At 65.2% G+C, this 15,472-nt stretch carries 13 protein-coding genes and 1 pseudogene; 5 read left to right on the top strand and 9 right to left on the bottom strand.

Features of this window, described 5'->3' with window-relative positions:
- Positions 1-6 precede the first annotated feature (6 nt).
- Together WAX14_RS04175 and fabG are read left to right on the top strand one after the other, a co-directional pair.
- On the top strand, positions 7-1,224 hold the full coding sequence (locus WAX14_RS04175; RefSeq protein ID WP_422626829.1) for an acetyl-CoA C-acetyltransferase: 1,218 nt from the start codon (positions 7-9) through the stop codon (positions 1,222-1,224).
- 140 nt (positions 1,225-1,364) lie between these two features.
- The gene (fabG, locus tag WAX14_RS04170; RefSeq protein ID WP_422626828.1) at positions 1,365-2,123 is read left to right on the top strand and encodes a 3-oxoacyl-ACP reductase FabG; all 759 of its coding nucleotides are present in this window, start codon (positions 1,365-1,367) and stop codon (positions 2,121-2,123) included.
- Between the two features lie 107 nt (positions 2,124-2,230).
- Here fabG and WAX14_RS04165 read toward each other — a convergent pair whose 3' ends face one another.
- The gene (locus WAX14_RS04165; protein WP_422626827.1) at positions 2,231-3,739 is read right to left on the bottom strand and encodes an MDR family MFS transporter; all 1,509 of its coding nucleotides are present in this window, start codon (positions 3,737-3,739) and stop codon (positions 2,231-2,233) included.
- A gap of 389 nt (positions 3,740-4,128) precedes the next feature.
- On the opposite strand from WAX14_RS04165, the gene WAX14_RS04160 reads away from it, so the two are divergent.
- From WAX14_RS04160 to WAX14_RS04150, 3 genes are all read left to right on the top strand, one after another.
- Complete coding sequence (locus WAX14_RS04160) at positions 4,129-4,944, top strand: SDR family NAD(P)-dependent oxidoreductase (RefSeq protein ID WP_422626826.1); 816 nt, start codon at positions 4,129-4,131, stop codon at positions 4,942-4,944.
- Between the two features lie 22 nt (positions 4,945-4,966).
- Entirely contained in the window at positions 4,967-5,896 is a 930-nt protein-coding gene (locus WAX14_RS04155) for an NAD-dependent epimerase/dehydratase family protein (RefSeq protein ID WP_422626825.1), read from the top strand.
- 266 nt (positions 5,897-6,162) lie between these two features.
- Positions 6,163-6,861, top strand: a complete 699-nt coding sequence (locus WAX14_RS04150; protein ID WP_422626824.1) for an IclR family transcriptional regulator — start codon at positions 6,163-6,165, stop codon at positions 6,859-6,861.
- Between the two features lie 92 nt (positions 6,862-6,953).
- On the opposite strand, the pseudogene WAX14_RS04145 reads toward WAX14_RS04150, so the two are convergent.
- The 8 genes and pseudogenes from WAX14_RS04145 to WAX14_RS04110 all read right to left on the bottom strand — a co-directional run bounded on the left by WAX14_RS04145 (position 6,954) and on the right by WAX14_RS04110 (position 15,372).
- Positions 6,954-8,236 (bottom strand): annotated as a pseudogene (locus tag WAX14_RS04145) (TRAP transporter large permease).
- A 1-nt stretch (position 8,237) separates the two neighbouring features.
- Positions 8,238-8,723 carry a TRAP transporter small permease gene (locus WAX14_RS04140; RefSeq protein ID WP_422626823.1) on the bottom strand — a complete coding sequence of 162 codons (486 nt, stop codon included), beginning with the start codon at positions 8,721-8,723 and terminating at the stop codon, positions 8,238-8,240.
- Positions 8,724-8,878: 155 nt separating this feature from the next.
- On the bottom strand, positions 8,879-9,937 hold the full coding sequence (gene dctP / locus WAX14_RS04135) for a TRAP transporter substrate-binding protein DctP (protein WP_422626822.1): 1,059 nt from the start codon (positions 9,935-9,937) through the stop codon (positions 8,879-8,881).
- A gap of 311 nt (positions 9,938-10,248) precedes the next feature.
- On the bottom strand, positions 10,249-11,013 hold the full coding sequence (locus WAX14_RS04130) for an enoyl-CoA hydratase/isomerase family protein (protein ID WP_422626821.1): 765 nt from the start codon (positions 11,011-11,013) through the stop codon (positions 10,249-10,251).
- A gap of 82 nt (positions 11,014-11,095) precedes the next feature.
- The gene (locus tag WAX14_RS04125) at positions 11,096-11,875 is read right to left on the bottom strand and encodes an enoyl-CoA hydratase/isomerase family protein (protein WP_422626820.1); all 780 of its coding nucleotides are present in this window, start codon (positions 11,873-11,875) and stop codon (positions 11,096-11,098) included.
- A gap of 33 nt (positions 11,876-11,908) precedes the next feature.
- Positions 11,909-12,937 carry an acyl-CoA dehydrogenase family protein gene (locus tag WAX14_RS04120; protein ID WP_422626819.1) on the bottom strand — a complete coding sequence of 343 codons (1,029 nt, stop codon included), beginning with the start codon at positions 12,935-12,937 and terminating at the stop codon, positions 11,909-11,911.
- Positions 12,937-14,097, bottom strand: coding sequence for an acyl-CoA dehydrogenase family protein (locus WAX14_RS04115; RefSeq protein WP_422626818.1), 1,161 nt, complete (start codon positions 14,095-14,097; stop codon positions 12,937-12,939). The genes WAX14_RS04120 and WAX14_RS04115 overlap by 1 nt, the downstream gene beginning before the upstream one ends.
- 12 nt (positions 14,098-14,109) lie before the next feature.
- Positions 14,110-15,372 carry a CaiB/BaiF CoA transferase family protein gene (locus WAX14_RS04110; protein WP_422626817.1) on the bottom strand — a complete coding sequence of 421 codons (1,263 nt, stop codon included), beginning with the start codon at positions 15,370-15,372 and terminating at the stop codon, positions 14,110-14,112.
- Positions 15,373-15,472 lie beyond the last annotated feature (100 nt).

Raw genomic sequence — 15,472 nt, 5'->3', positions numbered from 1 at the left:
CTTCCGATGCCCGAAGCAGTGATCGTCTCCGCAGTACGCTCGCCCATCGGCCGCGCGATGAAGGGTTCGCTCAAGTCGCTGCGCCCCGACGACATGGCCGCCCAGATGGTCGCCGCCGCGCTCGCGAAGGTGCCCGAGCTCGACCCCACCGAGATCGACGACCTCCTCCTGGGTTGCGGTCAGCCCGCCGGCCAGTCCGGTTTCAACATCGCTCGGACCGTCGCGGTGCAACTCGGCTACGACTTCCTGCCTGGCGTGACGGTCAACCGGTACTGCTCGTCGTCGCTGCAGACCACCCGTATGGCCCTGCACGCGATCAAGGCCGGTGAGGGCGATGTGTTCATCTCCGCCGGTGTCGAGTCGGTGTCGAGCTACGTCACCGGCAACGCCGACGGCCTGCCGAACACGAAGAACCCGCTGTACGACGACGCCGGGGCCCGGACCGCGAAGCTCGCCGAGGGCGGCACCGCGTGGACCGATCCGCGGGAGGACGGCCTGCTGCCCGACGTGTACATCGCGATGGGGCAGACCGCCGAGAATGTCGCCTCGTACACCGGGATCTCCCGTGAGGATCAGGACCGGTGGGGTGTGCGGTCGCAGAATCGCGCGGAGGAGGCCATCAAGTCCGGTTTCTTCGCCAACGAGATCAGCCCGCTGACCCTCGCCGACGGCACCGTGGTCTCCACCGACGACGGCCCGCGCGCCGGCACCACCTACGAGGCGATCAGCCAGCTCAAGCCGGTGTTCCGTCCGGACGGCACGGTCACCGCGGGCAACGCGTGCCCGCTCAACGACGGTGCCGCCGCCCTGGTGATCATGTCCGACACCAAGGCCAAGGCGCTGGGGTTGACCCCGCTCGCGCGGGTCGTCTCGACCGGCGTGTCGGGGCTGTCGCCGGAGATCATGGGCCTGGGACCGATCGAGGCCGTGAAGAAGGCGCTGGCGATCGCGGGTAAGTCGATCTCCGACATCGATCTGTTCGAGATCAACGAGGCGTTCGCGGTGCAGGTCGTCGGGTCCGCCCGCGAGCTGGGCATCGACGAGGACAAGCTCAACGTCTCGGGCGGCGCGATCGCCCTCGGTCACCCCTTCGGCATGACCGGCGCGCGCATCACGAACACGCTGATCAACAACCTCCGGGCGCAGGACAAGCAGTTCGGCGTCGAGACGATGTGTGTCGGCGGCGGTCAGGGCATGGCGATGGTGCTCGAGCGTCTGAGCTGATGCAGAGCCTCAGATAGGCTACCCGTTGGGCCGCATGTCTGAAAAGGTATGCGGCCCAACGTTTTCAATAGGTCATTTCGTCGAGCATCGTTGACGGCAGAATTACCGTCGACTGATCACACCATTCACGGAGGTATGCAGTGAGCTCAACAGTCCGTACCGCCATCGTCACCGGCGCGGCCCGCGGCATCGGCGCTGCCGTCGCCCAGCGTCTGGCTGCCGACGGTATGCAGGTCGCCGTCCTCGATCTCGACGCCGACGCCTGCGCCGGCACCGTCACCGCGATCGAGGCCGCCGGAGGCAAGGCGCTCGCGGTCGGGGCGAACGTCGCCGACGAGGCGTCCGTCGCCGCCGCGGTGGAGCGGGTCGCCACCGAACTCGGCGAGCCGACGGTCCTGGTCAACAACGCAGGCATCACCCGCGACAATCTGCTGTTCAAGATGACCGTCGATGACTGGGACGCGGTCATGAACGTGCACCTGCGCGGCGCATTCCTCATGGCGCGCGCCACCCAGAAGTACATGGTGGACAACCAGTACGGTCGCATCGTCAACCTGTCGAGCACGTCGGCACTGGGCAACCGCGGTCAGGTGAACTACTCGGCGGCGAAGGCCGGCATGCAGGGGTTCACCAAGACCCTGTCGATCGAACTCGGCAAGTTCGGTATCACCGCCAACGCGATCGCGCCCGGCTTCATCGCCACGGAGATGACGAAGGCGACGGCCGAGCGCCTCGGCGTCACGTTCGAGCAGTTCCGGGACAGCCTCGCGAGCCAGATCCCGGTCGCCCGCATCGGCGAGGTCGACGACATCGCCCACACCGCGTCGTTCCTCGCTTCCGAGGGCGCCGGGTTCGTCTCGGGCCAGGTCATCTACGTGGCCGGCGGTCCGAAGGACTGACGGTCGCCGGCTCGCCCCGATCCGATCCGATCCGATCCGATCCGATCCGAGCGAATGTATCCCTCGTCTCGTTACATCGACCGGGTGTGCCATTCGCTCGGATACGGTCAGTCGGTGAGCACGGCGTCGCGGTCGCGGTTGCCGTGCCGGGGCAGGAACAGTGCGGGCGCGAAGATCACGGCGGTCAGGCCGAACGCGATCCAGAACGCGTACCCGAACGAGCCGGCCAGGAGCGGACCGACCACGGGCATCGCTTCCGGTGGAATGGAACTGAGATGATCGGTACCGCCGCTACCGGACTGGATTCCGTTGTCGACGAGTTCGTGGATGAAGTGCTGTGTCAACGCGGTCACCAGCACCGCACTGCCGAGCGACGCGCCGACCTGCTGGATCGCGGACAACGTGGGAGCCGCCCGCGTCACGACCTCCTTGGAGAGGTTCGTGTAGGCGGCAGCCATGGTCGGCATCATCACCGCCCCGAGACCCATGCCGCGCACGAATAGAGCCGCGCTGAGCCAGAGATACGACGTGTCGACACCCACCTGCGTGAACGGCAGGGTGCCGATCAACGCGAGCACGACGCCGACGGGGACAACGTAGCCGGCGCCGATGCGGTCGGTGAGGCGCCCGCCGATGACAATGGCGATGATTGCGCCCAGCCCTTGCGGGGCGAGCAGCAGGCCGGCGGTGAGTGCACCTTCGCCCCGCGCCATCTGGTAATAGAGCGGCAGCAGGAGCATGCCGCCGAACATGCCGATGGCGACGAGGAACACGGCCACCGATCCGCTGGCGAAGACCCGGTCGGTGAGCAGACGGACATCGATGATCGAGTCGGGTCCCACGCGCAGGCTGTGCCAGGTGTACAGGGCCAGGCCCACGGCGCCGGCGATGAGCCATCCGAGCACACTCCACTCGCCGAATCCGCCGTGGGAACTGGCCCGCGACAGACCGTAGAGCAGGCTCACGAGGCTGCCGGAGAGTAGGACGAGACCGAGATGGTCGAGACGGCGAGCGTCGGGTAGCGCGTCGCCGCGCGGCAACTTCCACACCGCGAGTGCGACGGCGAGGATGCCGACGGGAACATTGACGAGGAAGATCCAGTGCCAACTCGTGTATTCGACGAGCAGGCCACCGATCACGGGACCGAACACCGGTCCCAACAGCATCGGAACGCCGAGGATCGCCATCGCACGTCCCAGCCGCTGCGGGCCGGCCGCCCTGGTGATGATGGCCTGGCCGCCGGGCAGCAGCATGCCGCCACCGAGCCCCTGGACGATGCGGAAGGCGATCAGGCTCTCGATGGACCAGGCGGTCGCGCACAGGGCCGACCCGAGGACGAACAGAATCACCGCGGTGAGCCAGATCGGTTTCTGCCCGAACCGGTCCATGACCCAGCCGGTGATCGGGATGACGATCGCCACCGCGAGGAGATAGCCGGTGACCACCCATTGGGTGGTCGAGAGCGGCGCCGCGAGCTCGGTGCTCAGGGAGTCGAGGGCGACGTTGACGATGGTGGTGTCGAGAACCACCATGATCATGCCGGCGACGACGACGAGGCCGGTGATGATGACGCTGCGGTCGAGTGCGGTCGATTGCGGTTCGCTCGGAGTGCCCATGTCTGACTCCCGTCGAATGGATGAACTGCAACGTCTGAGTCGAAGTATGATCGTTGCCCGCCTCCCGGCCGTTCATTTCTTGCCCCGGCGTTATGCCTGCTGGAGTGCGAGGGGCAGGCCGATGCTGCGGAGGTCGTCGTGCAGTTCGACGCGCGCCGCTTCGTCCATCTGCGTCAGCGGCGGACGAACCGGTTCGATGCGCCGCGGGATTGTGGTGGCTGCCGTCTGAGCCCAGCTCGATCATGCGCTCACCCAGCTGGTACTCCATCCCGTTGCGGCGCACCCAGCGCAGTGCCACGAGGTGCTCGCCCGCGCGGCGCCAGGTCCGATCGTCCGTCTACCGGAAACAATCGTTCCCGGATGCTCGGGTGGGCGGTGTAATACGTGGCATGGTCGATTCCTTGTGTATGAGCCCGGGTCCGTTGCTCACGGGCCGTCGCGCCGTGGTGACCGGAGGCGCCGCCGGGATCGGAGGCGCTGTCGCTGCTTCGCTCGCCGCTCACGGCGCAGCCGTGCTCGTCGCCGATGTCGACCCTGTCCGCGCGCTCGAGTTCGATCCGGCTGCGGGCGGCTCGATCGACTCGATCGTCTGGGACGTGCGCGAGGTAGCGTGCCCCGATGCACTCGTCGAACACCGGGCCGACGTACTCGTCAACAACGTCGGGCATTTCGTTCGGTCGCCGCGGACCTTCGCCGACGACGACCCTGCCGTGTGGGACGACCTCCACGACGTCAACTTCGCGCACGCCATGCGGCTGACCCACGCTCTGCTGCCGGGCATGACCGAACGCGGACGCGGCTCCGTCGTCAATCTCACCACCGTCGAAGCACACCGCGCGATCCCGGGGCACACCGTCTACTCCGCCTACAAAGCCGCGCTGACACAGTTCACGCGGTCGCTGGCCGCGGAGGTCGGACCCGCCGGGATCCGTGTCAACGCGGTCGCCCCCGACCTCGTCGACACCGTCCAGGTGCCCTACGAGAGGCTCGTTCCCGAACAAGACCGCGCGCTGTGGCCGTCCTGGTCGCCGCTCGGTGGGCCCGGCCGACCCGAGGACGTCGCCGGGGCCGTTCTGTTCCTCGCTTCGGACCTCGCGCGTTTCGTCACCGGTGGCACCATCCACGTCGACGGTGGCACGCACTGGTCGGGTGGCTGGGTGCCGCGCCGCGATGGCGGCTGGACCAACCGGCCTCGTAATCCGTGAACAATGCACAGAAAGGCTTCTTGTGAAGATCCTGCTCATCGGTGGTACCGGCATGATCGGTACGCACACCGCACTGGCCCTGCGTGAACACGGCGACGATGTCACCCTCGCGGGGCGCGGCCCGATTCCCGACGACTCGCCGGTCGCGGACTTCCCGCTTCTCGTCGGCGACTACACGGTGCCGTCGTTCACCCGAGACGAGTTGTCCGGATTCGATGCCGTGGTCTTCGCTGCCGGTCAGGATCCGCGTCACATGAGCGCCGACGACGACGCACCGCAGTTCTGGGAGAAGACACAGAGTGCCGGTGTGCCGCGATTCGCGCAACTCGTCAAAAACTCCGGTGTGAACCGGTTCGTGCAGGTCGGCAGTTACTACCATCAGGTTCGTCCCGACATCGCCGAGACGAACCCGTACGTTGCCGCGCGCAAGGCCGCCGACGAGGGTGCCCGTGCGCTCGCCGACGACAACTTCTCGGTGTGCACGCTCAACCCCCCGTCGATTCTCGGCGTCGTCCCCGGCAACTCCACCCGCCGCTACCGGAAGATGGTGTCGTGGGCGGTGGGCAACGAACCGCAGATCCCCGATTTCGCTCCGCCCGGTGGCACCAACTACATGTCGGCGCGGTCGCTTGCGCAGGCGATCCGCGGTGCCGTGCACCACGGCGAGTCCGGCAAGGCGTATCTCGTCGGCGACGAGAACCTCAGCTATCAACGGTTCTTCCAGATGATGGTCGACGGCGCGGGCAGTGACCGTGCGATCGCAGTGAAAGACGAGTCGCATCCGCTGCTCTCGGATGCGGCGATCGTCCAGGGACGCGGCAACACCCTGTCGTACGAGCAGGATCCCGCCGATGTGGCGCGGCTCGGCTACGACCGAGGCGACTGCACACGCGCTGTCGCCGCGATGATCGACGCTGTCGCCGAGGCGTACCCGGAGGTTCGTGGTAGATGACGGTCCCGGGTCCGAGGCGGCCGGCGGGTTCTGGGGGGCCGGGCGTCGCAAGCAACGACGCCCGGCTGATACTTGATCGAGTAGTGCAATGCGTTATTACGTATATGCTCGGTTAGGGTGGCACCATGACAGATGCGTCTTCGAGGTCGGGCAGGTTGGCAGACGCTGCACAGTCTCCCGATACCGACGGTGTGGCCGGGCCGTCGGATGACCGCGGTCGCGACCCGAAGCGTCGAGGCAAAGCTCTCGAACGGCCGCGTCACCGTATGGTCGACCGAGTTGCATCGATCCTGGAAACCGTCGCGAGATCGGAGTACGGCCTCACGCTCACCGAGCTGGCCAAGTCCCTCGATGCGCCGGTGAGTTCTACTCAGGGGCTCGTCAATGGGTTGGTAGCAGTCGGATATCTCGACGAACGTGAGCGCGTCTACACCCTCGGTGCTGCCCCCTACATGCTCAATGTGCTCGCGGGTCGACCGCCGGTCGCCGCCGTGATGCACAACCAGCTTCAAGCTGTATACGACGAGACCGGTCTGACAATCATGTTGTCGGCTGCAGTGGGAGATCATCTCATCTACGTCGATCACGTCGCCTCCGATCCCCGGTACGCGTTCCTCGCAGAGAAACATATCCGCCGCCCGCTGCTGCGTACCTCAGCAGGCTGGCTGCACCTCGCCGACCGGGAGCAGCGCGATATCTGGACATATCTGAACTCACAGCCGGCCCAGGACGAGCAGCTTGTCGATGCCTTTCTGGCAAGTCTGACCGAACTGCGTGAGACCGCAGTCTGTGTCAGCCCCGCGGTCGCCGTCGACGATGTGGACGGCGTGTCGGTCGCTCTGCGCGAGAACGGTCGCACTATTGCCGTCCTCGGCGTGGTGGCCTCGAGGGCGGACATCTCTTCCCGCCGTGACGCACTGCTGGAAGTGTGCCTGCGCCATGCCACGAACTGGGGAATGCGCTGACCCGATGCTGCTGAAGACGCCCGATTCTTTTCTGATCGAACGTCTCCAGCGCTTTCCGCGAATGCGTGACGGATGGTCCATCGGTGGCATAGTTACATGGAATTCGGGATCCACATCACGATCGCCGGTACCAGCAGGAACAGTAGTGCCACAGCAAGCATACCGACGACATACGGTGCGGCACCACGGAATACATCCTCTACGCGTTGACCGGCAGACTTCGCGACGACGAAGACATTCAGACCCATCGGCGGGGTGACCAGGCCAACTTCGGCCAGCAGAACAATGAATATGCCGAACCACACCGGGTGGTAGCCCAGTTCTACGGCGAGCGGCAAGATCACCGGCACAGTGAGGGCGATGATCGCGATCTGGTCCATGAAGAACCCCAGTACCACATAGATCAGCGCGATGACGAGCATGATTACCACTGAGGGGAAGGGCAGCCCGCCAACCCATTCGACGATCGTAGGCGTCACGCGGGTCTCGGTGAGGAAATGTCCGAACACATGCGCGCCGATGATGATGGCAAAGATCATGGCGGATGTCTTGGTTGTTTCGACCAAGGTCCGTCCGACGGCCAGAAGCGTGAATTTTCTCTTGACAACAACCAGGATCAGCGCGGCCACACACCCGAGCGCCGCTGCCTCGGTAGCGGTAGCAATCCCCGCGTAGATAGATCCGACGACAGCGAGGAAGACGAGGGCCAAGGGTGCGGCGGTGACCACTGCGCGACCCTTTTCCGCCCAGGACGCGCTGCTACCCGCGGGAACTTGCTTGGGATTGCGAAGCATCGAGATGTACATGGTGGCGACGAGAGCCAACGCGATGATGACCCCCGGGAGGAATCCGGCGATCAGTTGGTCGCCGACACTGGTTTCCGCGGTGATCGCATAGAAGACCAGGATGATCGAGGGGGAATCATGGCGGCCAGCGTGCCGACCACGGCGACCACGCCGCCGGCCATCTTAGGGTTGTAGCCTTCGTCGATCATCTTGACGGTCGACGTCTGGGCGAGCGTGGCTGCGGCCGCAGTCGAGGAACCGGACACTGACGCGAACGCGGTCCCGGCAAAGATGGACGCGACTGCCGTTCCACCGCGGACACGACCGACAATGGCGCGGGTTGCGCCGAACAAGGAATCCATCAGGCCGGACAGCATGATCAGGTGTGCCATGAGGATGAACAACGGTACCGCGGAGAGCGAGAAGCTCATCACCGACGACGCGGGGGCGGTCTGCATGACGCCGTCGACGACGTGTGGCCCGCCGATGATAGCTAGGCCGACGATGCCGGCGCCCAGGATCGCGAACGATACCGGCACGCGGACGAGAATCAGCACCAGCAAGAGCAGCACGATTACCAGAGCGATCATGTCAGTGTCCTTCCGCCATGTTGCCGGCTTCGTAGTCGGTGCTGACGCTATGCAGCGGTGAGGTCAGTTCCCGATACAGGTCGATCACCACGACGACGAAGCCGAGGGAGGATGCAACCGGAATGATCGACTTCCACCACCAGGTTGGCCATGGCAGCTCCGCCATGCCCGGTGGTGGTTGTTGCCCGGTCGTGTAGGCGAAGTGTGCTGCCTGGGCCCCGGAGTAGATCAGCAGGCCGAGTGCCACGAGAATCACCAGATAGGTGAGGATGAGTAGCAGTTTTCGCGCAGGCCGGGGAAGTCTTTCGAAGATCGTGACGACCGCGACGTGCGCCCCGGACCGATAGGCGGTGACCGTTCCGAAGAACGCGATCGTCATCATGAGGTACTGCTCGACGAATCCGACGTTCCACCCCAGTGGAGATCCGAATCCGACGCGGGCGATCACCTCGATCGTCGTCAGCGCCGCGAGGACTGCAATCGCCACAGCGGAGAGGACGCCGCACAACCCCGAAATCGCATTCTGCACACGATCGAGTCGTGGATGATCTTCTGTGATATGTCCGAAGAGTGTGTGCCTCGCAGGCGTTTCACCCTTTTGGTACACGATTGCTTCAGGGGGCAATTCGTGTGTTACGTCCTTCATCGGTTGTCACCTGCCCGCTGCTGCCGCGCTGCCTCGAAGGCCGCCATCGTTTCGTCCAGTACCTGCTGAGCGGGGAGCCCTATGCTCTCGAGGTCGCGCACCCAGCCGATCCGTGTTGTCTCGGCGATCGCATCCCAGGCTGGCCGGGTCTCGTCGGTGACCGCATCCATCTGGACACCTGAAGCCCGCATCGTTTCGCGCGACTCCGCGGCCGTTCGATTGAATTCGAGGCATGCCGCCTCCTGAGCGCGATCGGAGGCCGCCGTCAACACATCACGTTGCTCGGAGGTGAGTTCCTGCCACACGCGATGAGAGATCGAGTACGTGACGGTGAACGAGCCCAGGCGGGCGCCCTCGGTGGAGTAGCTCAATACTTCCTCGAGCTTGTACGGCGTGATGGACAGTGGGCTGGCCAACGTCCCCTGGACCGTGCCACGCGAAATCGCCTCGTAGAGATCACCGAGCGGCATCGACACCCCGGCCGCACCGGCGGCATCGACGACGCGATCGGCGACGCCGCCGGTGGACCGCATGATCTTTCCTTCGAGGTCCGCGGCGGTGCGAATCGGGAAGTCACCGCTCATCGCCTCGTACCCCGGTAGCACTGCCACCCACAGAGGATGTACGTCGTTCTTCTTCAGTTCGGTCTCGAACAAGGTCGTCCCCGGCTGCATCATCGAGCGCATCGCGTCGCCGCCCACGCACGCATCGTCGGTGAGCCCCGGAAGATCGCCGACGTTGGACAGCGGCAACTGGGTTCCGACGTACGCCGGTGACACCGCGGCGATCTCGGCGACCCCTGTCCGCAACAAGGCGGGCATGTCGCTCTGCTTCCCGAGCTGACCCGAGGCGAAGTACTCGATTTCCAGCCCGACGGCCGGCCCGTCGCTCTCGAGCGTCTCCAGGAATGTCTTGGTGCCGCTGCGGCCGAGGGGGTGTGTCGCAGAGAAACTGTCGGCCATCGTCAACACGACGTGGCCATCGTCGTCATGCGTCAATCCGGGCGCGCCGCAGGCGGTGAGGGCAACGCCGCTCACGACGGCAAGGGCGGCCACCCGCAGACGTGACCTGCCGTGTGTGCGCCGGGCGTGGTCGACAGTGCCTCGAGGCGGTGGTTCGCTGCATGGAGCGCTATCGGAGATCATAAGAATCCCTGTTCGCGGAAGATGATATGGATATACGTAAAGCAGTAGTGAGAAAATACCCTGTGATCGGAGTCACTGTCAATGGAACGGCGAATGTTACGGCGGATCACGCACGACACCCGCGCCGCGTGAAATCCGTGTCCAGGGGTGCGGCTGATGGAACTTCGGGAAATGCGCTTCAGGAGAACGGACTTCGCGTACCCATGCCATGCGGATACAGGCTATCGGCCGTAGAACCGAGGTGTCCGGCGTTCGGTGAATGCGGTGATTGCCTCTTTCACATCGGCAGTGCGCAGCAAACGCAGCTGCCGGGTCTTCTCCGATTCCAGAGCCTCGGCCAACGACGATGGGGGTGCAGCCATTGCCTTCTTGGATGCGGCGATGGCGAGAGGGGCGTTCTCGAGCCAGGCCTCCATTCGCGTCACAGCAGCAGATTCGGCGTCTCCGTCACGAGTCAGCTCGTCGACCATCCCCCACTCGTGTGCTGTACGAGCGTCCAGGGGGGCGGCCTCGAGGAGCAGGCGGGTTGTTCGAGCCGCACCGATGCGTCGTGGTAGTGACCACGTGAGGCCGGCGTCGGCAGACAGTCCTACTTTGCCGAACGGAGCCCCCAGCTTTGCTCCCTGCCCGCAGACCACATGGTCGCAGGCAAGAGCCAGCCCGAGCCCGGATCCGAATGCACCCCCTTCCACCGCTGCGATGACGGGCAGTCGATTCGTGGCGATCGAGTCGACGATCGCGGTCAGATGATCGAACCGGGCCGCATCCGCGTTCATGCCCGCGGGGTCGCGCAGATCGCCGCCGCTGCAGAAGTACGAGCCCGCTCCGGTCAGGACGATCCCGGCCACCTCCTCCGCGGTGTTCTCGAGCTTCGAGCGCAGTTGCTCGCGCATTGCCAGACTGAGGGCGTTACGCCGATCGGGGTTGTTGAGCGTCAGGATCAGGATCTGCCCGACCCGCCGGGGGAGCACGAGGTCATCGACCATGGTCAAACCCTTCGATTGGATATCCCAGTTCGGTGCCGTCCGGGGGAGGAGACACCATGCCGGAGCGGCCTGTCGTGCCGTGTCAGTATCCGACGAACTGCGGCAGCCTCTTCTCCCGGAATGCGGTGATGGCTTCTGCGGAGTCTCGTGTGGACTGCACGACGGCTTGCTCGGCGGCGACCATCGACAGTGAGGTCGCGAAGTCGACTCGCTCTCCGTTGCGGACCAATCGCTTGATTGCACGGATCGCGACCGGCGGGCCTTCTGCCAGGCGTCGGCACAGTTCACCGGCTGCAGCGGCAAGGTCTTCCGGTTCGTGCACCGACAACGCGAGTCCCAGGCTCAGTGCCTCGTCGGCTTCGACGAACCGTCCGGTCCACAGCAGTTCGAGAGCTCGTGCTTGCCCGACGATTCGTGGTAGCAGGTGCGCGCCACCGTCGCCGGGGATGAGCCCGACTCGAACGTAACCTTCGGAGAAGCGAGCGCGGGTCGAGATCAACCGGATGTCGCACGCCAAGGCCATGTCCATGCCTGCGCCGACGGCGACTCCGTCGACCGCGGCGATCAGTGGCTTATCGAGATCGAGTGCGGCAGATGCTATTCGGTGCACTCGATTCTGTAGTACTTCCTGGCGCGCCAGGGTAGTGGTGATCTCGGCGAAGTCGTCGAGATCGACACCTGCGCAGAATGAGTCGCCTGTGCCGGTGACCAGTACGACGCGCACATCGGGATTCGTACGGGCCGAGCGCAGAGCCTCGGCCCATTGATCGAGCATGTCGAGGGTGAAGGCGTTCTTGCGGTGTGGTCGGTTCAGTCGAATGGTGCCGATGCCGTCCTTGACGGTGAATTCGAAGTCGGCCATGAGGATTCCTTGTCTGATCGGCCCGGTGTGTGGTCAGGCGGTGATGAGTGCCCACAGGCCGTCGGAGCCGGCGGTGAGAGCGGCGGCAGTGAGGTAGTCGTCCCAGTACCGGACCGAGCCGAATTCCGAACGCCACGCGAGAGCTGGCTGGGTGAACTCGTGGAGGCGGTGCTCGCGCGTGGTCCCGATGGCGCCGTGCACCTGGTGGGCGTTGCGCACGACGACGGACGCGGCGTGTCCGGCACAAGACCGTGCGACGGCGACGAGAAATTCGAGATTCTTTCCGGCCCAGTCGGTCCGAACGGCCTCGGTGATCGCGGCCTCCGTCGTGGCGCGAGCCAGGGAGGCTTCGCCCGCGATGTCTGCGACGAGGTGCGCGATGGCTTGGAACTTCGCGAGTGGGCGACCGAACTGGACACGAGCGGTGGTGTGCGCGATCGACATTTCCAGAATGCGGTCGAGCGCTGCACACATCTGCACGGCGCGCACGAGGGCGCCGCGTAGCCGCAACTGGGCGATCACGGTCTCGGGGACTGCGGTACCGGAGAGGACCGAGAGCGGTGCGGTGACGGTGTCGCGGGGTTCACCTGCCCGATTGGCGCCGGGCGTGATGTCGAGAGTGTCGGTCGCTACGTCGGCGATCCGATGGGTGGTCCCGTCGTGCCACACCAGGGTGATCCGCTCGGACTGGGCGGCCCACGGCACGGCACGTGCGATACCGATGGCGTCGAGGATTGCGACCGTCCGGCGAAGGTCGTCACCGGGCAGTCCGGCCGTCTCGAGGAGCCAGCCGGCGAGCAGGTCGTGTTCGGCGAGGGGGACGCGGACACCGTGCCGGGCTGCCGCGCCGATCAGCTCGGCGGCCTCGAACCAGCCCGCACCGCTCCCACCGTGTGCTTCGGAGCCGGTGAGGCGGACGAGACCCAGTTCGGCGAGGCGGGCCCACAGGTCGGTGTCCCAGCTCGAGATCTCGGTCCCGGGCTCGTGTTGTTCGCGGTGAGCGGCGAACACGGCAGACATCATCTCGACCAGATCACGGTCGACGGGTGCCGGCGAGGTCATCAGCGCATCCCCAATCCCCGCGCGATCACGCCGCGCAGAACTTCATTGGTTCCGCCTCGGAGTGTGAATCCGGGGCGTTGAGCGACCGCAAGTTCGATTTGCGAGAGGTATCCGGCACGGTCGGGTGTGTGTTCGTCGGTGAGCAGATCCGCGAAGTCGGCGATGTCGCCCTCGGTCGAGGTGCCGAGGACCTTGACCACGGCCGCGGCGGTGTCGGCGGTGTCGGCGGGTTCGTGGCGTTCGAGCGCCCCGGCGACAGCGGTCGACATCTGGTGCAGTCCGGAGATTCGTGCCACGTACCGTCCCAGATCGGCGTTCCGGGGCACGGACTGATCGCGCATGAGTTCTGCGGTGTCTGCAAGAAGCGGAAACGTGGACAGGAAGCGTTCCGGGCCGCTGCGTTCGAAGGCGAGCTCGGAGGTTACCTGCTGCCAGCCGTTCCCGATGGTGCCGAAGACCATGTCGTCGGCGACGAACACGTCGTCGAGGATGACCTCGTTGAAGTGGTGCCGGCCGTTCATCGAGATGATCGGACGGATGTCGACACCGGCGCCGCGCAGGTCCACGATGAACTGGCTCAGGCCGTCGTGCCGGTGCGCCGGGTCGCGTGGTGCGGTCCGGGCGAGACAGATGAAGGCGTGGGCGAGATGTGCTCCCGAGGTCCACACCTTCATACCGGTGAGGGACCACCCGCCGTCGACCCGGGTGGCTTTCGTGCGCACACTCGCGAGGTCGGAACCCGAATCGGGTTCGCTCATACCGATCGCGAAGTAGCATTCACCCTTCGCGATCGCCGGCAGGTAGGTGTGTTTCTGGGTCTCGGTACCGAACTTCAGCAACGACGGCACGATCTGCCGGTCGGCGATCCAGTGAGCCCCCACCGGGGCGCCGGCGGCGAGTAGTTCCTCGGTCACGACGAACCGCTCCTGATGGGACCGGCCGTGACCACCGTATTCGGTGGGCATCGTCATCCCGAGCCAGCCGCGGGCGGCGAGAGCCCGCGTGAAGTCTTCGTCCCAACCGGTGAGCCAGCAGTCGACCGATCGGGTGATCCGGCCGGTGGAAAGTTGTTCGGCGAGGAAGGCGCGTACCTCGGCGCGCAGTGCGTCGAGTGCGTGTGGATCGGCGGAGACCGGCGGCACCAGTCTGAGTTCGGTCATGGTTCTCTCCGGTCAGGCCTGGGTTGTATCGGCGACGGTGGCATCGGCGACAGTGGCATCGGTGACGGACGTATCGGTGGTTTTGATGATCGAGCCGTCGCTCAGGGAGCGGATTCGTTCGTCGGAGTAGCCGAGTTCCCCGAGTACTGCGGCGGTGTCCTCGCCGAGGTGCGGGGCGTGGCGGGTGAACGCGACCGGGGTGCGGGACATTGTGAACGGCGTCCGGGTGGCGTAGTAGCGTCCCTCTGTCGGATGGATCCGTTCGGTGATCAGCTCCTGCCCGAGCACGTACTCGTCCTCGTGTGCCTGTGCGAGGTCCAGCAGGTCCGATGCGGGTATGCCGCGTGTTTCGCACAATGCGAGCCAGTCGGCGGTGGTCCGGCTGGGGGCGATCTCCCTGACGGCAGAGAGCAGTTCGCCCATGTGACGATGACGGTCGTTGACGGTGGCGTACCGGGGGTTACCCGCCAGGTCCGCACGACCGGCGTCCGTGAAGAAGTCGTTCCAGTTCTTCGTCGAGTACGGCATGATGCAGATCCAGCCGTCGGCGGTTCGGTGCGGTGTCCGCTCCGGGGTGAGGACGCGACCCCAGCCGAAGTCGCCTTCCGCCGGGGAGAAGGTGTGCCCGCCGAAGTGTTCGACCAGGTTGAAGCCGATCATCGAGTCGACCATCGGCACATCGACCTCCTGGCCGCGTCCGGTGACCTTCTTCTCCATTGCTGCGGCGAGCACGGCAATCACGATGTAGAGGCCGACCACCTTGTCTGCGATCACATATGGAGCGAAACGTGGTGCGCCGTCAACGAGTTCGGAGAGTTTGGCTGCGCCGGATGCCGCCTGCACGATGTCGTCGTAGGCCGGGTAGTCGCGATGTGCGGTGTCCGATCCGTATGCCTGCGCGGTGCACAGGATCAGACCGGGGTTGATCCCGGACAAGCGTTGGTAGGTGATTCCGAGTTTGTCACGTGATCGCGGCCGCAGATTCGTGATGAGCATGTCGGCGGTGCGAACCAAGTCGTCGAGGACCTCTCGACCCTCCGCTGTCGTGAGGTCGATTACAACACTGCGCTTGTTTCGTTGCAGATTCATCGTCATCGCGCTCATGCCTTCGTGGCGGTGAGCGCCGACGCTTCGGCTCATGTCGCCGTCGAGGCTTTCGACCTTGATGACGTCGGCTCCGAGGTCTGCCAGCGTGGCGGTGGCGAAAGGCCCCATGACCACCGTTGTCAGATCCACGATACGAAGACCGTTGAGCGCACCTGGTGGGAATTGCATGGGCAGTCTCTCCTTGCCGTGATCTATGACACTTCCGCTACTATGGCACCCACAACCATTATTACGCAATAGTTGATTATATTACGAATATACGTATATC

The sequence above is a fragment of the Rhodococcus sp. (in: high G+C Gram-positive bacteria) genome, from assembly GCF_049299235.1.
Lineage (GTDB): Bacteria > Actinomycetota > Actinomycetes > Mycobacteriales > Mycobacteriaceae > Rhodococcus.
The sequence above is the reverse complement of the archived record's forward strand: the minus strand, read 5'-3'. Positions and strand labels throughout refer to the sequence as shown.